19 protein-coding genes and 2 pseudogenes are annotated in these 25,329 nt (G+C 42.0%); 5 read left to right on the forward strand and 16 right to left on the reverse strand.

Features of this window, described 5'->3' with window-relative positions; genetic code table 11:
- Window positions 1-70: 70 nt before the first annotated feature.
- From ACEN82_RS15210 to ACEN82_RS15265, 12 genes and pseudogenes are all read right to left on the reverse strand, one after another.
- Complete coding sequence (locus ACEN82_RS15210; protein WP_091176387.1) at window positions 71-928, reverse strand: AMP nucleosidase; 858 nt, start codon at window positions 926-928, stop codon at window positions 71-73.
- 90 nt (window positions 929-1,018) lie between these two features.
- Window positions 1,019-2,257: an ATP-dependent Clp protease ATP-binding subunit ClpX gene (gene clpX, locus ACEN82_RS15215; protein WP_090524534.1), complete on the reverse strand. Its 1,239-nt coding sequence runs from the start codon at window positions 2,255-2,257 to the stop codon at window positions 1,019-1,021.
- A gap of 136 nt (window positions 2,258-2,393) precedes the next feature.
- Window positions 2,394-3,122 carry an ATP-dependent Clp protease proteolytic subunit gene (locus ACEN82_RS15220; protein WP_090524532.1) on the reverse strand — a complete coding sequence of 243 codons (729 nt, stop codon included), beginning with the start codon at window positions 3,120-3,122 and terminating at the stop codon, window positions 2,394-2,396.
- A 428-nt stretch (window positions 3,123-3,550) separates the two neighbouring features.
- On the reverse strand, window positions 3,551-4,909 hold the full coding sequence (gene tig / locus ACEN82_RS15225; RefSeq protein ID WP_091176391.1) for a trigger factor: 1,359 nt from the start codon (window positions 4,907-4,909) through the stop codon (window positions 3,551-3,553).
- Between the two features lie 95 nt (window positions 4,910-5,004).
- On the reverse strand, window positions 5,005-6,000 hold the full coding sequence (locus ACEN82_RS15230) for a c-type cytochrome (RefSeq protein WP_413322725.1): 996 nt from the start codon (window positions 5,998-6,000) through the stop codon (window positions 5,005-5,007).
- 90 nt (window positions 6,001-6,090) lie between these two features.
- Window positions 6,091-6,813, reverse strand: coding sequence for a head GIN domain-containing protein (locus ACEN82_RS15235; RefSeq protein WP_413322726.1), 723 nt, complete (start codon window positions 6,811-6,813; stop codon window positions 6,091-6,093).
- Window positions 6,814-6,930: 117 nt separating this feature from the next.
- The gene (locus ACEN82_RS15240) at window positions 6,931-7,539 is read right to left on the reverse strand and encodes a GIN domain-containing protein (protein ID WP_413322727.1); all 609 of its coding nucleotides are present in this window, start codon (window positions 7,537-7,539) and stop codon (window positions 6,931-6,933) included.
- A 339-nt stretch (window positions 7,540-7,878) separates the two neighbouring features.
- Window positions 7,879-8,343 carry an SRPBCC family protein gene (locus ACEN82_RS15245; protein ID WP_413322728.1) on the reverse strand — a complete coding sequence of 155 codons (465 nt, stop codon included), beginning with the start codon at window positions 8,341-8,343 and terminating at the stop codon, window positions 7,879-7,881.
- Complete coding sequence (locus ACEN82_RS15250) at window positions 8,324-8,665, reverse strand: ArsR/SmtB family transcription factor (RefSeq protein WP_090524524.1); 342 nt, start codon at window positions 8,663-8,665, stop codon at window positions 8,324-8,326. Before ACEN82_RS15250 ends, ACEN82_RS15245 begins: the two co-directional genes overlap by 20 nt.
- A 154-nt stretch (window positions 8,666-8,819) precedes the next feature.
- A pseudogene (locus ACEN82_RS15255) lies at window positions 8,820-9,497 on the reverse strand (SDR family NAD(P)-dependent oxidoreductase); the annotation flags it as partial.
- A 103-nt stretch (window positions 9,498-9,600) separates the two neighbouring features.
- Window positions 9,601-10,455 (reverse strand): oxidoreductase, encoded by an 855-nt coding sequence (locus ACEN82_RS15260; protein WP_413322730.1) that lies wholly within the window; start codon window positions 10,453-10,455, stop codon window positions 9,601-9,603.
- Between the two features lie 143 nt (window positions 10,456-10,598).
- A complete protein-coding gene (locus ACEN82_RS15265) occupies window positions 10,599-11,189 on the reverse strand; it encodes a TetR/AcrR family transcriptional regulator (RefSeq protein WP_413322731.1) in 591 nt (196 codons plus the stop codon).
- A gap of 339 nt (window positions 11,190-11,528) precedes the next feature.
- Here ACEN82_RS15265 and ACEN82_RS15270 point away from each other — a divergent pair, with 339 nt between their 5' ends.
- Window positions 11,529-11,816, forward strand: coding sequence for a transposase (locus ACEN82_RS15270; RefSeq protein ID WP_495643980.1), 288 nt, complete (start codon window positions 11,529-11,531; stop codon window positions 11,814-11,816).
- Window positions 11,817-11,903: 87 nt separating this feature from the next.
- Window positions 11,904-12,815, forward strand: a pseudogene (locus ACEN82_RS15275) (IS3 family transposase); the annotation flags it as partial.
- Between the two features lie 565 nt (window positions 12,816-13,380).
- On the opposite strand, the gene ACEN82_RS15280 reads toward ACEN82_RS15275, so the two are convergent.
- From ACEN82_RS15280 to ACEN82_RS15290, 3 genes are all read right to left on the reverse strand, one after another.
- Window positions 13,381-13,980: a GIN domain-containing protein gene (locus tag ACEN82_RS15280; RefSeq protein WP_413321236.1), complete on the reverse strand. Its 600-nt coding sequence runs from the start codon at window positions 13,978-13,980 to the stop codon at window positions 13,381-13,383.
- 368 nt (window positions 13,981-14,348) lie between these two features.
- Window positions 14,349-16,244 carry a RecQ family ATP-dependent DNA helicase gene (locus ACEN82_RS15285; RefSeq protein ID WP_413321237.1) on the reverse strand — a complete coding sequence of 632 codons (1,896 nt, stop codon included), beginning with the start codon at window positions 16,242-16,244 and terminating at the stop codon, window positions 14,349-14,351.
- A 253-nt stretch (window positions 16,245-16,497) separates the two neighbouring features.
- A complete protein-coding gene (locus tag ACEN82_RS15290) occupies window positions 16,498-17,571 on the reverse strand; it encodes an alpha/beta hydrolase (protein WP_495643981.1) in 1,074 nt (357 codons plus the stop codon).
- 413 nt (window positions 17,572-17,984) lie between these two features.
- Between ACEN82_RS15290 and ACEN82_RS15295 the strand changes: the two genes are divergently transcribed.
- From ACEN82_RS15295 to ACEN82_RS15305, 3 genes are read left to right on the forward strand one after another with little or no spacing between them, the layout of a single operon-like run.
- The gene (locus ACEN82_RS15295; RefSeq protein ID WP_413321239.1) at window positions 17,985-21,008 is read left to right on the forward strand and encodes a SusC/RagA family TonB-linked outer membrane protein; all 3,024 of its coding nucleotides are present in this window, start codon (window positions 17,985-17,987) and stop codon (window positions 21,006-21,008) included.
- Window positions 21,009-21,040: 32 nt separating this feature from the next.
- The gene (locus ACEN82_RS15300) at window positions 21,041-22,630 is read left to right on the forward strand and encodes a RagB/SusD family nutrient uptake outer membrane protein (RefSeq protein WP_413321240.1); all 1,590 of its coding nucleotides are present in this window, start codon (window positions 21,041-21,043) and stop codon (window positions 22,628-22,630) included.
- A 60-nt stretch (window positions 22,631-22,690) separates the two neighbouring features.
- A complete protein-coding gene (locus ACEN82_RS15305) occupies window positions 22,691-23,719 on the forward strand; it encodes a SusE domain-containing protein (RefSeq protein ID WP_413321241.1) in 1,029 nt (342 codons plus the stop codon).
- A gap of 285 nt (window positions 23,720-24,004) precedes the next feature.
- On the opposite strand, the gene ACEN82_RS15310 is transcribed toward ACEN82_RS15305, so the two are convergent.
- On the reverse strand, window positions 24,005-25,291 hold the full coding sequence (locus ACEN82_RS15310) for a citrate synthase (RefSeq protein ID WP_413321242.1): 1,287 nt from the start codon (window positions 25,289-25,291) through the stop codon (window positions 24,005-24,007).
- Between the last annotated feature and the right edge of the window lie 38 nt (window positions 25,292-25,329).

The following is a 25,329-nucleotide window of genomic DNA, read 5'->3' on the forward strand; positions in this document are numbered from 1 at the left end:
AGTCTTTTATTCATTAAGCTATTAAAAAAATGACCTAATGACAAAATGACTCAATGACTAAATAAAATGACTAAAACTTCAAATGCTTAACCGTTAACCCGTTATTGATTAACTGCTTTAACGATTCGATACCGATATGCAGGTGTGTTTCAACAAATTGCTCGGTTACTGATGAATCGCTTTCGGCGGTTTTAACACCTTCAGGGATCATCGGCTGATCTGATACTAACAACAGCGCGCCCGTAGGGATCTTGTTGGCAAAGCCGGTTGTAAAAATGGTTGCTGTTTCCATATCAACGGCCATGGCACGCAGATCTTTAAGGTATTTCTTGAATACTTTGTCGTGCTCCCATACGCGGCGGTTAGTGGTATAGCAGGTACCGGTCCAGTAATCGCGTGAGTAATCACGAATGGTGGTAGAGATAGCCTTTTGCAATGCGAATGCCGGCAATGCAGGTACTTCGGGAGGTAAATAATCGTTGGACGTACCTTCGCCACGAATGGCGGCTATCGGCAGGATCAGGTCGCCTACGTTGTTCTTTTTCTTAAGGCCTCCGCATTTGCCCAAAAATATAACAGCTTTGGGGTGAATAGCGGTAAGTAAGTCCATAACCGTAGCCGCAACCGAACTGCCCATACCAAAGTTAATAATGGTAATACCGTTTGCTGTAACGCTTTGCATTGGCTTTTCAAGCCCCATAATAGGCGCATTATCATTCCATTGCGAAAACAGCTGGATATACTTTGAAAAATTGGTAAGGATAATATACTCACCAAATGCTTCAAGTGGCCTGCCGGTATAGCGCGGCAGCCAGTTAGCAACAATTGCTTCTTTTGTTTTTAATCCTGATTTTACGGGCGATTGCACTTCTTTCACCGGCGGTGGTAAGGCATCTCCGTCCTTTTTAATGTTTAATTCTTCGTTCATATGATTTCTTTTTATATAGCAAACCCCGGTATGATAACCAGGGCCGCTTTATTTTTTAATAAATATAAGTGTTCGCTTATATACTGTGCGTTAAGCTACTTTTAACTTTTTCAGATCAGATTTTTCAAACTTCTCGCGTGCGTAATCCAAAGTCACGTTCAAACGTTTCACATCTTTTTTTGATGGAAACTCGAACATAGCATCGATCATGATAGCTTCGCATATGGAGCGTAATCCCCTCGCGCCAAGTTTAAATTCCATTGCTTTATCAACAATAAACTCCAATACTTCGTCTTCAAAATCAAGCTTTACACCTTCATATTCAAACAGTTTTTTGTACTGTTTCAATAATGAGTTTTTAGGCTCGGTAAGGATATTGTGCAATGCTTCCCTGTCAAGCGGGTTGAGGTAGGTAAGCACCGGCAAACGGCCTATCAACTCAGGGATCAAACCGAATGATTTCAAATCCTGCGGGGTGATATACTTATAGAAGTTTTTGGTATCGATATCGCCCTCATCGTGCTTAAACTTGTAACCAACGGTTTGGGTACGCAGACGATTGGCGATCTTTCTTTCAATACCGTCAAATGCTCCACCACAAATGAAAAGGATGTTGCTGGTGTTTACGGTTATCATTTTCTGATCCGGGTGTTTACGGCCGCCTTGTGGTGGTACGTTAACCATGGTACCTTCTAATATTTTCAATAACGCTTGTTGTACACCCTCGCCGGATACGTCGCGGGTGATAGAAGCATTATCGCTTTTACGGGCTATTTTATCAACCTCATCAATGTAAACGATACCTTTTTCGGCAAGGGTTACATCATAATCGGCCGATTGCAGTAAGCGGGTCAGGATGCTTTCAACGTCCTCCCCTACATAACCGGCTTCGGTTAATACGGTAGCGTCGCAAATGCAAAACGGAACGTTAAGTACTTTGGCGAGTGTTTTAGCAAGCAGGGTTTTGCCCGTACCTGTTTCACCTACCATGATGATGTTCGATTTTTCAATCTCAACCTCATCTTTATCAATACGCTGATTTAAGCGTTTATAATGATTATATACAGCTACCGAAAGTATCTTTTTGGCATCATCCTGCCCAATAACATACTGATCAAGATGTGCCTTCATCTCTGATGGCTTAAGCAAGGCCGGCGCCAGAGGCGATGACTTCACTTTACGTACCTTCAACTCCTCAGCCAATATTTCATTGGCCTGGTTCACACATTTATCACAAATGTGTGCATCAAGTCCTGCTATTAACATCAGGGAATCCTGTTTACCGGCACCGCAAAATGAACACCTGATCTCTTTGCTGTTTTTATTCATCTGATTCGTCTTCTTACTCAAAGTTAAAAAATTAGTGGCAGAAAACAAAGTTAGTAGCCATAAGTACTGAGTCTTAAGCCTAAAGTCATTTTTTTTCTGACTTCAAACTTAAGACTTAGAACTCAGGACTAAAAAATTATTTTCCTTTATTACCTCTTAAAATCTCGTCAACCATACCAAATTCTTTGGCTTCCTCTGCAATCATCCAGTAGTCACGGTCAGATGCATCCCAAACTTTTTGGTAAGGTGCACCGCTGTGATCGGCAATGATCTGGTACAGTTCTTTTTTCAATTTAGTGATCTCCTGATAAGTGATCTCTATATCCGATTGCTGGCCCTGAGCACCGCCCGATGGCTGGTGGATCATTACCCTTGCATGCGGAAGCGCTGCCCTTTTACCTTCAGTACCGGCTACTAACAGTACTGCAGCCATTGACGCCGCCATACCTGTACAAATAGTGGCCACGTCATTTGATATAAACTGCATAGTATCATAGATACCTAAACCTGCATAAACCGAGCCACCTGGTGAGTTGATGTAGATCTGGATATCGCGTTTAGCATCAGCCGATTGTAAGAATAGCAACTGAGCCTGGATAATGTTTGCGATATTATCATAAATAGCATCGCCCAGGAAAATAATACGGTCCATCATCAAACGTGAAAACACGTCCATGGCCTGTACATTAAGCTGGCGTTCTTCAAGAATGTATGGTGTCATGCCGGTTGGTACGGTAGTGATACCGCCGGTTGGCATATTGCCCCTTTCAACACCTGCAATATATTTGTCTACATAAAGGCTGTTAATACGGTGATGCTTAACAGCATATTTTCTGAATTCGTTTTTATCGATATTACTGCTCATGGTTTTTGTTTGTTGTTCGTTAGGAAATGCGGGCGTCTTACCCGCGATAAATATAGTTTTTAGTTCAATAGATTTTTTGCAAGATAGTTTTTATTACGTAATTTTTTGATGAGGGCGCAGTGACGAAACTTGATTTTTTTAGTCAAAAACTAACAGTTGAGGTTACCGGAAGAATGTTGGTGACAACACCAACATTGGGGCGGGGACACCAAATCGAATAGCACAGGCATTGCCATCTTCACCCCGTCATTGCGAGGTACGAAGCAATCGCGAGCTATACAGGGCGGCTCTGCCAGTTGGGGATTGCTTCGTACTCACAATGACGCTTGGTTTAGAGTTGGGGATATAAGACACCAAAAGCAACCCGATGAGTTGCTTTTGGTGAACGTACTATAAAATCTACCCTAATAAGGGCGATTGAAAGAAGCTTACTGCGCTGCAGTAACCAATGCACTGAAATCAGTGTAAAGGATATCCTGCTTATCTAAAGTGATCACATTTTTGATATAATCAAATACCTTTAATGCTTTTACCTCTTCAAATATCTTGTTAGCGTTGTCTTTGTTTTGCAGGTACTGAACGGTGTACTGACCTAACTGATCTTCAGGGATAGCAGTTGGGCTATACATCCTGAACTGCTGATCTAAACGGATCTTCGCTAATTCAAACACATCTTCATATTTAATTTCGATTGTGTTATCAGTAATAATCTTGTTTTCTATCAAAGTCCATTTCAGGTTTTGAGCAAAATCGTTGTAACCGCCTTCTAATTCCTCATCGCTTAATTTCTCGTTGGTTGCTTTTAACCAGCGTTTCAAAAACTCGTCAGGAAGGGCGAAATCAACTTTAGCGATAGCCAGTTTGTACATGTCGTCCTGCAATTTGCGGTCGGCATCCTGAACCATCATGCTTTCAAGTTCTTCAGTAATTTTAGCTGTGAACTCCTCTTCGGTAGTTACTGTACCTTCACCAAATAATTTGTCAAAGAACTCCTGATTAAGGTCGCTTTCTTCTAAACGGTTAACGTTTTTAACAGTTAATTGAAAATCGCCTCTTAAATCAGCTGCATCGTCTTCTTCAATTTTCAATAAACCGGCAATTTTAGCTGCGTCGTTATCAAAAGCTTTACGAATATCGAATGTTAACACATCGCCTTTTTTCAAACCGATCAATGAAGCTTTGATTGCTTCATCTTTGATCTGATCTAAACGTACAGACGCCGTATTGGTTATTCCACCCTCAAAAACACTACCATCAGCCGAAAGTTGAACCAATTCGCTGTAAAGAACGTCATCATCTGCCGATACGTCAGGGTTTGTCATTTTGCCATAGCTGCGGCGGATGTTTTTGATTCTTGAAGCCAGCGTTTCGTCATCAACTTTGATTACGTATTGGGTTAATTTATCTTTTGATGAAAAGTCGATGCTGAACTCAGGAGCTAAACCTAATTCATAGCTAAACTCAAAGTTATCGGCAAAATCCCAGTTGTATTCTTTGTTATCATCTGCAGCAGGCAATGGCTGACCCAATACAGCCAGTTTTTGCTCGTCGATATAGTTATTTAAAGTATCTTGTAACAGGTTGTTGATCTCATCAACAAGGATGCTTTTGCCGTACATTTTTTTGATGTGCGATGCAGGCACCATGCCCGGGCGAAAACCAGGAATTTTTGCTTTTTTAGCGTTTTCCTTTATAGCTTTTTCAACACGTGGCTGGTAATCTTCAGGGTTGATGTTAATTTTAACAACTGCGTTCAGGTCATTAATTTTTTCCTGTGTAATATTCATCTTTTTACCGGGTATTTAATTTAATCCTTTGAAATATAGCCTAAAACCTAATCCGTGCTATACAAAATTCGAGGCGCAAAAGTATGAATTTATTTTTAATTAGCGCTTGATTTTATATTGTTTTCAAATTTTACAACATGGTTACTGATGGGCTTTATTGTTTTCAAATAAGCGTAAATTGCTTCCAGATCGGACACTTTCATGCTGCCATATCGCCACCACGGCATAATGGTTTGAAATTCGCCCGGTTTTACCGGTGTCGGCTGTATTTTACCATTGGCAAATTGAGTAAAGCGGCTTACAAATTGCTCTTTTGTCCAGCTGCCAATGCCTGTTTCCTTATCGGGCGTAATATTGGCCGAAAACACTTTGCTTCCACCGGGTACTATATAACCTTGTCCGCCGGCAAAAGCCATTGCCTCATTCAATTTACCTTTATCTGATTGCGTGTGGCACTCTTTACAGGCCGCTGCATTTAATAAATAAGCTCCATATTTAACAGTATCTGCCGGATTGGGGATATTACCTAACGCAGCTTTTCGCGGCATGGTATGCACAATAACATTCAGCGGAAAATCGAGCTGATGGCCCGGGTAATTTTTGCCGCTGGGTTTTAATGTACGTATATATGCAATGATGGAATAAAGGTCTTCCCTATCCATTTTTGCATAATAAGGCCATGGCATTATCGGAAATATAGCCGACCCATCTTTTTTAACACCAGTGGTCATTGCCCTGAAGATCTCACCGTCTGTCCACCCGCTCAAATTTAACGGGGTAATGTTAGGTGAATAAACAGTACCGGGGAAACCTGCTGAGGCATCAAATTTTTCTCCGCCGGCACCGGAGATCGTTGAATCTGAAGGACCTGCAAATTTATCCCAGCTTCGGGTAGAATGACAATCCAGGCAAACTGTAACGTTATTTGCGAGGTATTTACCGCGGGCTATACGCTGTGGAGTTGCATCTACTTTAATAGCTTCGGGCTGGCCAACGTTGGGGAGGGCCAGCGTAATATACGATACGCCAGCAATTGCAATCAGGACAAGTACTATAACTGCATAGGCTGTCCATTTTAAAAACTTTTTCATTTTTAATTAGTGATAGGTGGTTAATAAATTAAAAGAGCCATGAATTAGTTAGATCCCGGCCCCTTTGTTATACTTTAATTATAATATCGATCAGTCAACTTTTTTGATAGATGAAGCGCCCGATTTATCGTTATTCACGGTAGATGGCGAACCTTTATATTGAATTTCGGACGCACCACTGGTGTGCACGTTCAGTGTTTTAAGCACATTGATCTTGCAATGCCCAATGCCCGATGTTTCGATATCATAGTCACCAACAACAAAATCAAAGGCTTCTATTTTACCGGCTCCGCTCAGGTCAATTTTGTGCGATGCAGCCTGGCCTGTAAGATGTACTTCTGTAGCGCCACTGCCATCGGTTGAAACATTGGCCGCGTTAAGGTCAAGCGTAACTTTAGTAGCACCTGAAAGATCAAGCTTGAAATCTTTAGCGTTGAGCTTGCCGTCAGAATTAACTTCAACCGCGCCCGAAGCTTTAATTTCTTCAAGGTTTTTCACGCCGATGTTAATCACCATATCACCGGGATCGCAGAAATTCTTTTTTGATTTAATATGTAATACACCACCTTCAACCGAAGTTGAAATATATTTGAGCAGGTTATCATCAGCTTTGATATCGATAGTTAACGAACTATCCTGTTTCAGGTGGACTTTAAAAGCGCCTGAGATCTCAACTTTTTTAAAGTCTTCAGCTTTGCGTTTTTCTGTAGTCTGGTTTCCCGAACCATGTACGCACCTGTAGTTACATGATGATAATATGGCTGTAGTTATTAATGCGCCCGCTATAGTGAAGGTAAAAAGGTATTTTTTCATAGTATGGTTTGTTATGACGCCGAATGGCAGTTTAGTGTTACATCAAAATTAAAAAAAGCTACCACATTTTGAGTGATAGCTTTTGAATATATGATAGACTTTTGCAAAAGTAAGTTATTAAAGACCTGCAAACTCATTTTCAACAGTGTATTTGGCAGGAGCGTTAGTTACCTTATCGGTGAAGCTTGCTGCGGCGAAAGCGTTATTGTTTACAAATGATTCGCGGGTGTGGTTCAGGGTATAAACATCGACGGTACCGGTAAATTCGGCTTTAGCTTTATCATTAACGTTTACTGTGGCAGCGTAAGCTTCAACATTTAATTTAGCAGATGCATTGTCATAAAGATTAACGTTAAGCTCAAGGGCTGCAAGTTTTCCGAATGATTTAACTTCGGCATTGTCATAAGCATTGATGGCTTTCAAATCATTTGCAGTTACCCAAACTACCAATTTTTCGTTTTTGTACGAGGTGATACGTAGGGTACTGTTGTTGTTTTGTACCAATGCGCTTTCTGAATAATACTTGTTATAAACTTTAACATTGTCATTCTCTCCTGCTGATACATATACCTCAACATTGCCGCGAACTTCGATCTTGCTGATCTTGCTTACGTTATTTAAAACTACGGCTGCGCCGTTGTCAATTTTGGTTGCTGCGTTAGCTGCAGTTGATACGCCAAGTGCTAAAACTAAAGAGGCTGCGATTGTTAATATTGTAGTTTTCATGATGATTAATATTTTGATTGTCAATTATTTGTGTTTCTATTTCATTTAATACACAGATAAGACGCCCCCATTTTTAAAACGTTACAGCGGTTTCGGGCAAATTAGATGTACAGCAGGTTTTAGTCGGCGAACGGCGGAATATCATCGGTAAAAAACGGAAGTATTTTTGATTATAAATGTGCAGATTTCAGATGTGCAGATGAAAAGTGATGACGGCAATGCTATTAATGCCATTCGAAACCTCTTTAATTGGGGCTGCTATAAACGCAAAAAGCGTTATTGTTCAATAACGCTTTATACATTAACAAAAGAAGATATCTATGTGACCTTCGATAGAGTTTATCCCTTCCTCACATCTTTTAAATACAAGTTCAGCTTTTCGATGTTTTGCTTTAAGCCTTCATCAGCTTTAAATGTTTTTACTACCTGTACAAACTGCTCATGCGTTTCAAAAAGCATGTGCCAGCTCAGGAAAGTTTGCTCTCCCCGTTCGTCAAACTCAATAGTTGCAACAAATTTTGGACTGCTGACATGCTCGTATACTATCTTTTTAAGCGGAATAACTTCTTTAAATACACTCTTATTTTTATAATCTGTTCCGTCGGGGCCATGCATCACCAGATCCCACTCTCCTCCTGGTTTAATTTCCATTTTACTAATGGTATTGGTGAAGCCGTTGGGTCCCCACCACTGGGCAATATGTTCGGGTTGGGTCCAAACTTCCCATACCAGCTCAACCGGGGCATCTAAAGTTCTGGTTAAGCGCAGTTCACGATCTGCAGTGCTACTTTGATTGTTTTCCATTTCTTTCATTTTTTAGGTTTACTACATATTTCTCAAGGTTATCCAATTTATTTTCCCAGTGCTGGCGATATTGATCAACCCAAACTGATATTTCGCCAAGCTGATCAAGCCGGGCTTCGCAGACCCTATCGCGGCCCTGCTGTTTAACGTTTATCAAACCACAATCGGCCAGGATCTGGATATGCAGCGAAATTGCCTGCCGTGTAACATCAAAGTTTGCAGCTATCGCATTCACGTTATGCGGCTGTGCAGCAATCATATTGATAATCGCTCTTCGGGTGGGGTCGGCTATCGCCTGGTAAACATCTCGTCTGGCTTTCATAATTACGCAAGTAAGTACTTGCAAATATAAATGCAAGCACTTACTTGCGCAAGTGTTTTTTTTTAAAAATAGTTTTATTCCATAAAAAACAAAAAACGTCGCCACCCTATTAAAGGTAACGACGCTCCAGAAAACAATTTGAGGTCAGTTCAAATTACCATGGCAGTTCTTCCCCCAGGTGAATAAAACGGCCGTTAGGGCCATCTTCGCCAATAAGTGCCAGTTCAACACTGGTTTTGGCGCCATCAGGAACAGTCATAGGCGCATGTTCAACGCTACCCAGTTCTGTTTGTACCCAACCCGGGTGGGCCGAGTTTACTTTAATTTTAGTGCCTTTCAACTCGTCGGCTAAAAGAACGGTAAATACATTCAGAGCTGTTTTTGATGCAGCGTATGATAAACGTTTAAAATCAGCTATCGGACTACCTTCAGTTGCATGCAATGTCAATGAACCTAAAATGCTTGAAAGATTAACTATACGACCGGCATCGCTCTTTTTAAGCAGCGGAAGTAACTCGTTAGTAAGGTATACAATGCTAAACAGGTTGGTATTAAAGATATATTCAAATTCATCGGCAGTTGTAGCAACGGTCTTTTTAACAAAAAGATCATCTTCTTTAGGACCTACACCGGCGTTATTTACCAGGATATCCAGTTTGCCAAATTGTTTTTCGATGTAAGCAGCAACTGCTTTTCTTTCATCGGCATTGGTAACATCCAGTTGAACGCCGTATGCTTCAATCCCTTGTTCGGTTAATTGGGTCGCAGTTTCTTTGGCAGCGCTTAGTTTACGGGCAGCCACTATAACGGCCACACCTTTTTCTCCTAATTGTTTGGCGGTTTCAAACCTATACCGCGATTTGCGCCTGTAATTAAGGCTATTTTTTTTGTTGACATGATATTTCTATTTATTGTTGAGTGAATGGTGTGATTAATTACTTTGCTGCAACATGATCATGGTCGGTACTGGTTGATACTTCGATCCATTGATCAACTTCGTTGCTTGTTTTTTCAGCATTGGCTTTATACATGCCTACAGCATCTTTACCAATAGGCAGGTGCAGCGGAGGGTTTTCATTGTGAGCGATATCAACTACCACCCTGGCCAGTTTTCGTGGATCACCAGGTTGATTACCATGCAGCTGATCTGCTCCTGCCCTCATTGGGCCAACAGTAGCAGCGTAATCATCAATGACGTTTTTTGCGGCGCTGTATGATTCGGCACTCAAGAACTCGGTGCTAAACAAACCCGGTTCCACCACAGTTACTTTAATATTAAGCGGTGCAAGCTCAACGGCAAGGCCTTTTGAAATTCCCTCAACCGCAAATTTTGTAGAACCATATAAAGCCCAGCCAGGTATGGCATCAAAGCCAAACAGGGAAGAAACATTGATGATATGACCTGATCTTTGGGCGCGCAGATGAGGTAACACAGCACGCACTACGTTAAGCAGGCCAAATACATTGGTTTCGTACTGTGCCTTTACTTCGGCATCGGTAGCTTCTTCAATGGCAGTCACAATGCCGTAACCTGCATTATTGATTACCGCATCTATTTTACCAAAACGGCGCAAACCTTCGGCAACTGCAGCCTTAATCTGTGCTTCATTGGTTACATCCATAGTAACAACCAACAGGTTAGGATTATTATTTAATGAGGCCGCAAGCTGATCGGCTTTGCTGCGTACGGTTGCTATTACTTTATCACCTGCGGCCAATGCTGTTTTTGCTATCTCTAAACCAAAGCCTTTTGAGGCGCCGGTTACTAATATTACTTTTTGAGTTTTCATGATGTTGTTTGTTTTATTGCGCTTTATTTTTTAGACTTTTTAGTCGTTTTTGTCATTAAAAAAAATCCGTTCCCGGTTATTGTATTTATCTTCATTGCCTCTGATTAAAAACGACCAAAAAGTCTGTTATCAATCAAAAAAAATTATTTCAACTCGTATTCTTTTAATTCGGTTTTAAGCATGCGTACAAGGCTGTTCATATATCTACTGCTTCCGGTAACCCTAGATACCAGCATCCCGCCTTCCAGCAGCGTAAACATTTTGAGCGCATAATCGGCAGCGTTTATTTCAGGCGATATTTCGCCGTCCGCAACACCTTTATTGATGATTTCAACAAAGTCTTTCTGCCCTGCCTCAATCATTGTTTTCAGTCTTTGCTTCAAAACAGGGTTATTATCATCAGCCTCAACGCCAAAATTAAGTATCGGACAACCACCGTCTATGTATGAATCTATCGGGTCTTTATATATATCAATAAAAGCATGGATTTTCCTAATGGCTGTTTTTTTTTTAGCCATAACAGTGATTACTTTGTCGCTCAATTTATCGAGCAGGTAGTTAACCATTACGTTGGCTATTTCTTCCTTGCTTTCAAAGTGCCCATAAAGTCCACCCTTAGCCATTTTTGTTGCAGCCAAAATATCATCAATGGTAGTACCGGCTATACCTTTTTCATTAAAGATCGGCGCTGCCGTCTCGATAATGAATTGCCTGGTTCTTTCTGCTTTGCCCATTGTTGTTTTTGTTTAACGAATCAAAATTCGACTAAAAAGTCTAAAATAGAAACTATATTTTGATTGATGACATTAGGATGAAGGAAGGATTTGTAAATGTTTAAATCCGCGGACCCTGAAGGTAAAATTACATTTTGAATAACAGGCCTGTCACCCTGAGCCTGTCGAAGGGTCGCGCGCAGAGGCCTCGCCCACCATGCTTCGAGGACCTACCCATGACAAGATAAAAAATGTGGTTTTTCGCAGCAGATCAGCTTCGGGTGAAAACGAGCAGAACGATGCTGGGCGGTGCGGCTGCATGTCTTGTCCTGAAATAGGTTTACACAACAGTAAACAAAAATGGAAAGATATTCAAAGACCTATGGGAGTAAATGGCAGAGCCGATACAGTGATGAGTTTAAGCGAAAAATTTGCCAGGAATATTTAACAGGAGAAGAAGGCCTGAGTTTTCTTGAGCGGAAATATAATTTAGGGAATAGCCGGATTTCAGCCTGGTTAAAATCGTTTGGCCTGGAGAAAAAAAGACCGGTTTATGTATCTTCGTGTATCATGCCAGCAAAGAGAGATCCGGATATCCAGCCTGAAGATAGTGCATCAGTTAAGTTGCTGAAAAAGCAACTTAACTGATGCACTTCTGGAAAAGGAGCTTTATCGTAAAATGATAGAAGTTGCTGAAAGAGACCTGAAGATCAATATCCGAAAAAAGTCCGTTACCAAGTAATCCGTGAGACTAAAAACAGCTATCCCAGGGTAAGCCTTGGAAAGTGCTGTTGTTTACTTGGCATTACCCGACAAGCTTATTATCAACACTTTTGGGAAGCAGAAGCAATTAGTTTTGAACAGGAGATCATCCTAAATGAAGTAAGGCATTTAAGGACTACACATCCGGCTATCGGTGTCAGAAAGCTCTATGTATTATTACAATCATTTTTACTTGAACATCAGATAAAGATGGGAAGGGATGCCCTTTTTGATCTTCTTGCTGCACATCATCTTTTAGTACGGAAGAAAAGGCGACGTGTTTATACCACCCAGTCTTTTCACTGGTTAAAAAAGTATCCCAACTGTATAAAAGAAATAATCCCTAATAAAGTAAATGAGATATGGGTATCAGATATAACGTATTACCGAACAACCAAAGGCTTTGTATATATAAGTTTTATAACAGATGCATATAGCAGAAAAATTGTTGGTTATCATGCTGCTGACACATTAGAAGCTGTTCATACGCTGAGTGCTTTACAAATGGCCCTCAGAGAAAACAGGCAACCGATAAATGGTTTAATACATCATTCAGACAGAGGGGTTCAATATTGCAGTTATGATTATGTAAAGCTATTACAGGACAACAATATAATCATCAGCATGACTGAAAACGGTGATCCTTTAGAAAATGCAATTGCTGAAAGGATCAACGGAATCATCAAACAGGAGTACCTGGAACATCAGAGTCTGAGTACCAAAGAAGAGGTAATGGAACTATTAATTAAGTCTGTAAAAAGCTATAATAACCAAAGACCACATATGAGTTGTAATATGCTCACACCTGAGTTTGTACATCAAAATAATATAGAAGCAGAGCGAACATGGAAAAATTATTATAAATCTCAAAATGTGGTTTTGTAAACCTATTTTAGGACTAATAAATATTGTAAACGTATAACAGGATTTAGCATTTAATCTGTAAACTTTTTTTAGGACGAGACAGCAGGGGCATAGCAAGCTTTTGCAGAAGTGGAGGCATTGCGGGCGAATCGGGGCAAAATAATTGCAGCCCGTGGTTCTGTTCGTTTTGCAGGGTGAAGGCCGCGCCGATGGCTATGGGGCCAGGTTGTGCGCAAAGAAGCCTCTCTGCTGCAAGCCTTTTTGGTTACTTTTGTGGCGACAAAAGTAACTGGCCCCGCGCGGCCAGGAGCGCGACGATGTAAGTCAAATACTAATGAAGCTCGTTACCAGCCTGTCGGGGATTGCTTCATTCCTTACAGCAATGACGTGACGCAGATGTCATTTTACCTTCAGAGGCCACCGGATTTAAATCACTCAGCATGACACCCGTTTTTAGTTTATGATCTGGCGCTCATTTGCGACGGGTGTGTAACCTAGGTTTGCGTTTACAACGCAACTGACAACAAAAAAAGCCGCCCCTTTCGGAGCGGCTACACTATATATAATTGACTCAAAAAAATGGCGCTTATAAAGTTGCAAAGTCATTGGCCCTCGGCCTGGTTTCTTTATTCAAAGTTTCGGTGGCGTGGGCATATGCTAAACCATTGCTGTTTACATTTGATGTTGCGTTGCGGGTTAGGCTGTACTCGTTGGTATTACCTTTAAGTTCGGCTTTGGCATTACCGCTTAGGGTGATGCTGGCGCTATAAGTATCCAGGTTAAGATTTGCAGATGCATTGTTGTTCAATTTAACATCAAGCTCGATACCTGAAAGGCAACCGAATGATTTGATCTCGGCATTATCATAGGCATTGATGGCGCTTAATTGGTTTGCAGTTATCCAAACTACCAATTTTTCGGCTTTATATGATGAGATGCGCAATACGCCTTTTTGTGACTGAACCAGAGCGTTTTCAGAATAGTAGCGGTTGTAAACTTTTACCTGGTCGGCCGGGCCGCTTGATATATAAAGTTCAACATTGCCGTAAACTTCAATTTTGTTGATTTTGCTGATGTCGGTTAAAATGATGCCTGCATCAGTTTTAGCAGTATTTGCAGATGCGATGTTTGCGAAGCCAAGTACCATAAACAGTATGGTAGCGATGGCGGTCAATGTAGTTTTCATGGTATTAATATTTTGATTGTCAAGTGATTATTATTTTATTTCATTGAATACATATATATGACGATCTCAAATAAAAAACGTTACAGCAGGTTTGGCCTAATTAGCTGTAGGGCAGGTTTTTGTCGGTAAAGGGGTATTTTTTCCCGGTGAAATGGGGTAGAGAATTTGAGGGAAAGAAAGATAAATTAGATCGAAGCACGACACAATTAAAAATGGGGTCATGCTGAGGCACTCGAAGCATCGTGGGCAGGCCTCTGCGCGCGACCCTTCGACAGGCTCAGGGTGGCAGGCCCCCTATTTATATTGTCATTTCTCCTTTAGAGTTTCTGGGCATGATGGACGGGTGAAAACCCTTGTTATACAACCTATCAACTCAAATAATAAGCCTCACCGTCGGTCTTAATCTTCCCTGCATCGAGCAGCAGGCGTACGGCCTCCATTTTTTCTTTTTCGGTACCAATGTTGATCCCGGTTATCAGTCCGCCGATATCGGGGTTGCTAATACTGAGCAATTGTACTATTTCGGTGGTGATGTTGTCGAAAATTTCGTCTTGATTTACCCTGCGTTTTTCCTCAAGGCAAACATCGCAGATCCCGCATTTACGGCCGTTTGGCTCATCAAAATAAGCCAGCAACATCTGGCTCCGGCAGCGTTTATGAATGGCGTAGGCAAAAACGGCTTCCATTTTTTGGCGGTACACTTCTTTGCGCTGCTCAATATATTTCCTGTCGATGATGAGGTGGCTTCCCTGTACCCGTGGTTTTAAATAGGTAACCTGGGGTTTATCAGTTTGTTGCATATAGCTAAGCAATCCATACTGCTGCAACTGTAACATCCCTTCAATAACCTGCTGAACGCTCAAACCTGTTCGCCTTGCGATATCAAACTCCTTGATACGCACATAATTTTCAAAAGCCCCCCCGTATGAGCGCAGCAGGGTTTTGATAAAAGGGTCCCAGCCGGCGTTCTGGATCTGGAAGTTGTATAGTTGCTCGTTAACTACCTCAAACTGAAAACGCGAGGGTAAAAATACGCTTTCGTTAAAAGCCAGGTATTCATCACGCTCTAAAAACTTAAGGGCGTTGAGCGTTTTAATAGCATCGAGCTTGAAGCGGCTGCAAAATTCACCAAGGTCAAGATCAAAGCTTAAACCCTCGCCGGCCTCATAAGCTACCTGGTAATAATTGGCCAGGTTATGGTATACCTGCTTAATCTCCTCAACCGATGGAAAATTAAGTTCATACATCTTTTCCTGTTTCAGCTTATCGGCAGGGTTATATAGCAGTACGCCAAAAGCTTTATTACCATCGCGGCCGCCCCGGCCGGCTTCCTGATAATAGGCTTCCAAACTTTCGGGAATATCCTTGTGGATCACAAACCGTACATCCGGTTTATCTATCCCCATACCAAAAGCATTGGTAGCTACGATCACCCGTACCCGGTTATTTTTCCAGGCCTCCTGCTTTTCGGCGCGCTGGTCAACAGTCAGGCCTGCGTTGTAATAATCGGCCCTTATACCGTTATCTGTCAGGAACTTCGCTATCTCAAAAGTTTCCTTCCTGCTCCGTACATATACAATGCCGCTCCCCTTGACACCGCGTACGATATTGAGCATTTTACGGAACTTATCTTCCTCATGCTGCACCACATAACTGATATTGCGTCGTTCAAAACTTTGCTGGTAAACTACCGGGTTTTTGAATTTTAGCTTTTCCTGAATATCGGCCTTAACATCGGCGGTAGCTGTTGCTGTAAGCGCAAGCACGGGCACGTTGGGATGCAGCTCCCGCAGATCGGCAATATGCAGGTACGGCGGCCTGAAATCGTAACCCCATTGCGAAATACAATGCGCCTCGTCCACCGCGAAGAGGTTTACTTTCATGTACTTTACCCGCTCACGCACCAATTCGCTCAGCAGGCGCTCGGGCGACAGGTACAGGAACTTTACCGAACCATAAATGCAATTATCCAGCGCCAGGTCTATCTCACGGCGACCCATTCCCGATACTATGGATATCGCGTTGATGCCTTTGGCCCGCAGGTTTTCAACCTGGTCTTTCATGAGCGCAATAAGCGGCGACACCACTATACAGATCCCCTCTTTAGCCAACGCCGGCACCTGGAAACAAACTGATTTACCGCCACCGGTAGGCAACAGCGCCAAAGTATCATTTCCTAATAAAACAGACTGGATGATCTCGGCCTGCATGGGCCTGAAGGTGTCATGGTTCCAGTATTGTTTTAATATTTCTTCGATGGTCATGGGTAAACGCTGACCTCAAAACTATTAAATTTAAGGGAAATTTGGGCGGGTTATGGATAGAACGTTAAGGTCGGAATCAGAATTCATAGAATTAAGGATTTACAGATGCAAAGAAAATTCGAAATCGAACATCCGAAATCCCAAATTATCATTGTGGGCGTTACCTTCGGCCCGCGCTATCCGCTCATACTGCGCAGGCCTTAGCCGCTTGGCCGGTATCCGCTACTATCGCTAACGCAAAACAGGTAGTTAATTAAAACTCCATCAACCATTTATAAAACCCGGACCAATCGCCATTCCATTGCTTCTCATTGTGGGATGCGCCTTTGATTAGAGTAACGGGGGCGTTTTCGGGTTTTACCCCTCTTGATTTCAGCAAATCGGCCATTTTTTGCATATCGGCTACCATACTGGCGCTTTCTGCATCACCGCAAACAAAATAAAATCGGCTCATTTTATTTATTGCAGCCTGTTGCGCCTGGTCATAAATTTGCGGCGCTATCCAGAATGCGGGCGAAAATACCCCTGCATTTCCAAACACCCCGGGGTATTTAAGCGCGGCATACATCGAGATAAGTCCGCCCATAGAGCTGCCCGCAATGGTTGTGTGCGCGGCATCAGTTTGGGTACGGTAATGTGTGTCAATATATGGTTTAAGGTCGTTAATTAAAAATTGCACATAATCATCTCCCCTGCCTTCTCCGTATCTTGAGTTATACGGGTCATATTCGGTTATGCGGTATTCGCCACCATGATCGATACCCACTATGATGCTTTCCTGTTGAACAGGTAGTTTATCCATCAGCTCATCAATGCCCCATTCGCCATAACTTGAGGTGTAATCGTCAAAAAGGTTTTGCCCATCGTGCATGTAAATTACCGGGTATTTCTTTTTGTCTGCCTCATAACCGGCCGGTAAATAGATCCAAACCCTCCGCTGCCTGCCTAATTGAGGTATTCCAAAGTTTTCGCTGATCACATGTACCCTCGCTGTAGCGGTATGTTTCTTTTCAGGTACGCCAAAGTTATCCTGCCAGGCTTCAATATCCAGCTTAATAGTTGTATCTGCGGTTATTTTTAGGCTGCGGTTATCAATGGCCTTACCAACAACATCGCATTCAACGGTGCTCCAACTGCCACGGGTCACTTTAAAATGAACGATACCAACCGGCAGTTCTTTATTTAACACGTAATTCCCGGCCGGGGTTTTGAGCAGTTCCCAGGCTTTATCAGCAGGGTTCCAACCATTAAAATCACATGCCAAAAAAAGGCGATCCGACGGGCTTTTCAGGGCTGCAATTTTGCCGGTAAAAAAGGAGATTTTCACCTGGCTAAAAAGCAAAAAATTTTGTCCAAAAAGCAAAAACGCGCAGAAAATTATTTTTTTCATCATCATAAAAAGCTAAAAACCGGGAACGTTTCCGGGAACGTTCCCGGAAATAGGTTGCATAAAAGTAAAATTACATATTGTGTAAACATGACACTTACTTATTTCACAAATATGTGTTTAAATCCAAATTTCGAATAAAAACAATATTTTTTCCCGGTTATTTTAATAATTTTCAACATTTCGTTAAAGTTAAAAAAGCCTTAATTAAACGCTTTAAAATTATCTTTTATATAAAATTTGCAATTGATATTTGTAAATGTAAATTAGTCGCATGCTGTTTCGGCCACAATAATAAACCAATTATAGACGGCAAAATAAGCCTTTTTTTATTCATAAAAATCAATAAGTAAATGAGAAAAAATTACTCAAAAAAGTATGTTCTTCTTTGTGCTTTCCTGATGATGTCATTCATGGCGTTTTCACAAACCGGGAGTATTAAAGGAAAGGTATCTGACGAAACCAACCAGCCCCTCCCTGGTGCTACGGTTACCGTCGATGGTACCACTATTGGTTCAACTACCGACCCTAATGGTAACTATGCCATTAACAATGTTAAAGCCGGTACTTATACGCTAAGCGTAAAATTTATAGGTTATGTTACCCTTAAGAAGACAGTGACAGTTAACGGTGCAATAATCGAAAACTTTACCGTACAGCCCGAAAGTAAAAGCCTTAATGAGGTGGTAGTAATCGGTTACGGAACGCAACGCAAGAAAGACCTTTCGGGTTCTATTACCAACGTAACCGCCAAAGATTTTCAAAAAGGCGTTATTACCACTCCCGAGCAGTTAATTGCCGGTAAAGTTGCCGGTGTATCTGTAATATCAAACAGTGGCGCGCCTGGTGCAGGCAGCAAGATCCGTATTCGCGGTGGTGCTTCCTTGTCTGCCAGCAACGACCCGCTTATTGTTATTGATGGTGTGCCGTTGGATAACGCCCGCAACGCCGACGGTACTTCAAAAATATCCGGTGTTGCCGACCCTTTAAGTCTAATAAACCCTAATGACATCGAGTCGTTTTCAGTATTAAAAGATGCTTCGGCCACAGCCATTTATGGTAATAGGGCCTCAAACGGCGTGATTTTGATCACTACTAAAAAAGGTAAAAAAGGTAAACCAACTGTCGATTTCAGCTCGCAATTTTCTGTATCCAAATTAGGCAAGGAAGTAAGCGTTTTAACCGCAGATCAACTGCGTGACTATGTTAAAGCTAATGGCACAACCGCTCAGCAAGCTTTATTGGGTACAGCAAATACCGACTGGCAAAAACAAATATATCAAACCGCGCAAACCACCGATAATAATATCAGTGTATCTGGCGCTACCAAGGTATTGCCATACCGTGTTTCGGCAGGGTACCTTAACCAGGAAGGTATTTTAAAAACCGGCTCATTAAGGCGTTTTACTGGTGCTATTAATTTAAGCCCAAGCTTTTTTACCGATCACCTGAAAGTTAATTTAAACGTTAAAGGCGCAAATGTAAAGCAAAGGTTTGCCAATCAGGACGCTATTGGCTCGGCAGTTAGCTTTAATCCTACCCTGCCGGTATATTCGGGCAGTAAGCGTTTTGGCGGCTACTATGAGTGGCTTGACCCATCTTCGGTTAACGGCCTTAAATCATTGGCACCTTTAAACCCGCTTGGTTTATTGGAACAGCGCGATGATAAAAGTAATGTTTACCGCAGCATCGGCAACTTAACCTTAGATTATAAATTCCACTTCCTTCCTGAGCTGCATGCTAACGTGAACCTTGGTTATGACGTATCAAACGGTCGTGGTACAGTGTTTGTAAACGATAGCGCTGCATCTGGCTATAAAAGATATAAAGATGCCGCCGGGGTTTTCCATGGCGGTACAAACACTCAATACAAACAATTGCAGTCAAATAAAATATTTGAAGGCTATTTGAGTTACGCTAAAGATATAAAAGGCATTAAAAGCCATATCGATGCGGTAGCAGGTTATTCATACCAGGATTTCAAAACCACAACCTATAATTTTCCTGATGTGACTGCCGATGGTACCATTGTATCAAAACCAGTTTATCCTTTCGATAAACCTGAAAACAGGCTGATATCAGTTTATGGCCGTGTAAATTATATTTATGATGATAAATACATTTTAACCGGTACTGTAAGAAGGGACGGATCATCAAAGTTTGCACCAGACAGAAGATATGGTACTTTTCCATCCGCGGCCTTTGCATGGAAAATGATCCAGGAAGATTTTCTTAAAGGATCAAAAGTTTTTTCTGACCTGAAATTACGCTTAGGTTATGGTAAAACAGGCCAGCAGGATATCGGCGAAAATTATAGCTATATATCATATTACAACCTGAGTAACAATACTGCTCAGTACCAGTTAGGTGATAAGTTTTATAACTTGTACCGTCCGGGTGGCTATTATCCTAACAGAACCTGGGAAGAAACCACATCCGCCAACGTTGGTTTTGATTTTGGCTTCATTGATAACCGTATCACCGGTACCATAGATTATTACCACCGTAAAACTTCAAACCTGCTTAACAGGATTTCTCAGCCGGCCGGTTCAAATTTCTCGAACGAAATCGTGGCTAATATTGGCGACGCTACCAGCAGCGGTGTTGAATTTAATATCAACGCGGATATTATCCGGAGTACGGACCTTACCTGGAGCGTAGGCCTTAACGCTACTTATAACCAAAACAAGATCACCAAACTGACTATAGCACCAGACCCAAGCTATGCAGGAAGCCCTACCGGCGGTATTTCGGGCGGAACTGGTCAAAACATCCAGATCAACTCCGTAAACTATCCACGCTATTCTTTCTACGTATACCAACAGGTTTATGGCGCCGACGGCAAACCGCTTGATGGCGTATTTGTTGACAGAAACAAAGATGGAGTGATCAATGATCAGGACCTGTACCATTATAAAAGCCCTGACCCTAAAGGCTACTTTGGTTTAACATCAAATGTAAACTACAAAAAATGGTCGGCAGGTTTTACTGCACGGGCGAGCGTAGGAAACTACGCATATAACAACGTGTTTTCAAGCACCGGCACCCAAAGAAGCATTATTAACCCTATCGGTGTTATAAACAATGGATCAACCAATGTACTGCAAAGCGGTTTGACCGGAAACAGTGATAAAAATGTGTTGTCAGATTACTATATCCAAAACGCGTCATTTATCCGTATGGACAATATAAACGTAGGTTACAATTTTGGTAAAGTATTCAAAAATACCGGAAACTTAAGATTGAGCGCTAACGTGCAAAATGTATTCGTAATTACTAAATATAAAGGAGTTGACCCTGAAATAGGCACAGGTATCGATAACAACCTGTATCCGCGGCCACGTACCTATGTTTTAGGGCTTAATTTATCACTATAACCTTATAGCTGATCATTTTAAAAGAAATCAACATGAAAAAAAATTCAATAAAACTTATATTAATCGGCGGCCTGATAGCCGCAGGTTCAGTATCATGCAATAAAAAGCTTGACCTGATCCCTACAAACGACCTGACATCGGCACAGGTTTATAATTCTCCGGAAGGTTACAAACAGGCATTTGCTAAAGTATATGCCGCATATGCATTAACAGGCAATTCAGGTCCTGCCGGTAATGGCGATGTTCAGGGTATTGATGAAGGAACATCTGATTTTTATCGTTTAATGTGGTGTGCGGAAGAACTACCCACTGATGAAGCCGTAGTTGGGTGGGGCGACCCCGGTCTGCCCGACTTTCACAATATGTCCTGGTCATCAAGCAACTTGTTCCTGAAAGGCATTTATTACAGAGCAGTTTACCAGATAACGCTGGCTAACGATTTTATTCGTCAGTCAACAGATGCTAACCTGAGCAGCAGGGGCATTTCAGGAGCTGATGCCACCAATATAAAAATGTATGCTGCTGAGGCACGTTTCTTAAGAGCTTATCAGTATTCGGTATTAATGGACCTTTTTGCAAATCCTCCGTTTGTTACCGAAAATGATGCCCTTGGATCAACCTTACCAAAACAAATAACCCGCAAAGACCTATTTAATTATATTGAAAGTGAACTCAAAGCGATTGACGGAACTTTAGCAAAACCCCGGGCCAACGAATATGGTCGTGCCGACCAGGCTGCCGAGTGGGCATTGCTGGCCAGGATTTACCTGAATGCCGAAGTTTATACTGGCACTGCACGTTATACTGACGCTATCACTTACTCAAAGAAAGTTATTGAAAACGGCGGTTACAAATTGATCAGTGATTATACTAAACTGATGCGCGCCGACAATAACGTAAATACAGATGAGTTTATCTTAACCATTAACTACGATGGCTTGCGCACGCAAAGCTACGGCGGTGCTACCTTTATGACCCACGCGCCTGTTGGTGGCTCAATGCCGGCGGCTGATTATGGTATTAGCGGCGGATGGGCTGGTTTGCGTACCACCAAAGCTTTGGTAAACCTGTTTCCAAATGGTGCTTCAAGTGCCGATAAACGTGCCCAGTTTTATACCAACGGGCAAAACCTTGAAATTTCAGATATCAGCACCTTTACAGATGGATATGCTATTTCAAAATTCAAAAACGTGAAAATAGCGGATGGCAAACCGGGTTCAAGCCTTGATTATGCAGATATGGACCTTCCCATTTTCAGGCTTGCAGAACAATACTTAATATATGCCGAAGCAACAACAAGGGGCGGCACAGGCGGCGATATGGGCCTTGCTGTAAGTTATATCAATAAGCTGCGTGAAAGAGCCTATGGCAATGCAGGCGGCAATGTAACCAGCATCACAACAGACCAGATCCTCGATGAAAGGGGCCGCGAACTGTATTGGGAAGGCTTCCGCCGTACCGACCTGATCAGGTACAAAAAGTTTGTTGAATCCAGCTACCTGTGGCCTTTTAAAGGCGGCTCGAAAGATGGCAAAGGTGTTGAAAGCTACCGCACCATTTATCCATTACCAACAAGTGATGTTGCAGCCAACCCTAACTTAAAACAAAATACAGGATATTAATAATATACCGGGAGATGCTCTTAAAGTATCTCCCGTAAAACTATAAAACCTAAAAAGGATATGAAAAAAATATTTACCACGCTCCTGGCATTCGGTGGCATTGCGCTGCTGATGCTGGCGTCATGTAAAAAGGATGAAGTAAAGGTTGTAGCAAACGTGGGCAAAGTGGGTGCTTTAACTTCAACAACAACCGCTCCCGCACTATCTAAACCCAATGCCAATAATGATGCTATTACCTTTAGCTGGGCCGCAACCCCGGTAACTGGTTACAATGCCCCCATTACCTATACTATACAGTTAGATGTAAAAGGTAATAGTTTTAAAAACGCAAGAGAAGTAAGCACCGACAAGCTTACCCAAACGCTTAAAGTGGGTGTGCTTAACGATATGTTAACCTCATTGAAGTTATCTTATGAAAACCCATCGCAAGTTGAGGTGCGCATTAAATCATCGGCGGCTCCAAACCTGGCTGCTACCTACTCAAACGTTATTACATTAACTGTATTACCATACCAGGGTACAGGCTATATTTATGTTCCCGGCGCTTACCAGGGATGGGATCCCAAAACTGCCGACAGTCTTACTTCGCCAAATAATGACGGTGTGTATGATGGTTATATCGGTTTCCCTGCAGGTAAGCTTGAATTTAAACTTACTCCCAAAAAGGTTTGGGACGTTGCATACGGAGATGCGGGCAGCGGAAAAATAAGTACTACCGGCGGTAACCTTTCAGTGCCTGCCGCGGGATACTATGCGCTGCATGCTGTTATCGATCAAAACGATAAAACTAAAGGCACATTTACTGCTACCCCGGTATTCTGGAGCGTTATTGGCGATGCTACCCCCGGCGGCTGGAGTACCGATACAGATATGCTTTATGATGCCACCACCAAAACCTGGAGCGTTACAGTTGCTTTAATTGCCGGCAAGGATATGAAATTCAGGTTTAATCACAGCTGGGATTTAAACTTAGGCGGTACGCCAGGTTCACTCACTCCAGGCGGAGCTAATTATACCATTACAACCGGCGGTACGTACAAAATAGTATTAGATACTAAGGCTAACACGTTCACTATTACAAAGCTATAAGCACAAAAACTGCAGTTGATTGATTTATTTATATGGCCCCGCACGGTGAAAACCTGCGGGGCTTCTTTTTGACCGCTGAATTTTTGACGAATGATTACGCTGATTTCGCTGGTTCCCCCGTTTAGTATTATCAAATAATAAGATTAGCAAATCAGCGTAATCATATTAATCAAAATCAAAAATCAGCGGTCAAAAAAAGCGATGAGGTCATCCCCCATCGCTCCCTTATTTAAGTAATTTTTTTCTTCTATGAACTATGATCCATCAACTATGAACCATATAAATTTACCGGTTTGCTATCTCCACATACTCTTTAGTGGTGGCACCAACGTAAATCTGGCGCGGACGACCGATAGGTTCTTTGTTTTCTTTCATTTCTTTCCATTGAGCAATCCATCCCGGTAAACGGCCAAGGGCAAACAGTACAGTGAACATATCAGTTGGGAAGCCTAAGGCGCGGTAAATAATACCGGAGTAAAAATCAACGTTAGGATAAAGTTTACGCTCAACAAAATAAGGATCTTTCAGGGCAACCTCTTCCAGTTTTTTGGCTATTTCCAATACCTCGTCATTAACTCCCAGCTTTTCTAAAATATCGTCGCAGGCTTTTTTAATGATCCTTGCACGCGGATCAAAGTTTTTATAAACGCGGTGGCCAAAACCCATTAAACGGAAAGGATCGTTTTTGTCTTTCGCCTTAGCAATCCATTTATCAGTATCGCCACCATCTTCTTTGATCTTCTCCAGCATTTCAATTACAGCCTGGTTGGCGCCGCCATGTAGCGGTCCCCAAAGCGCTGAAATGCCTGCGGATACCGAAGCATAAATATTAGAATCGGATGAACCTACTATACGAACGGTGGAAGCAGAACAGTTTTGCTCATGATCGGCATGTAAAATCAACAGCTTGTTCATAGCGTCAATAACCACCGGATCGATCTCCACCTCCTCTGTACGCTGACCAAAGGTCATGTGCAGGAAGTTGGTAACATAATCGTATTTATTTTGAGGATAGATAACAGGGTGCCCTAACGATTTTTTATAGATCCATGAAACCACGGTAGCCATTTTAGCAAGCATTTTAATAATGCTTTGGTTAAGCTCTTCGGTGGTTTGGGATGGCTTTAATGATTCGGGATAAAAAGCCGATAATGCAGATACCAATGACGACAGCTGCCCCATCGGGTGCGATTTTGACGGAAAGCCATCAAAAAACTTTTTCATGTCCTCATGCACCAAAGTGTGGCGGCTTAGCTCGTACTGGAATGATTTTAGCTTTTCGGCAGATGGCAGCTCGCCATAGATCAGCAAATAAGCAACTTCAATAAATGATGATTTTTCGGCTAATTGCTCAATTGGATAACCACGATATTTAAGTATTCCCTGCTCGCCATCTAAAAAAGTAATGGCGCTTTTGGTAGCGCCTGTATTTTTATACCCGATATCAAGTGTTACATAACCGGTTTGATCGCGAAGCTTAGAAATATCGATTGCCTTTTCACCTTCAGTGCCCTCAATTACCGGGAGCTCAAATGTTTTATCACCAATTTTTAGTTGTGCTGTTTCCGCCATAGAAATTTGTATCTGCAACAAATGTAAATAAATCTGCG

The organism is Mucilaginibacter sp. Mucisp73 (assembly GCF_059491465.1).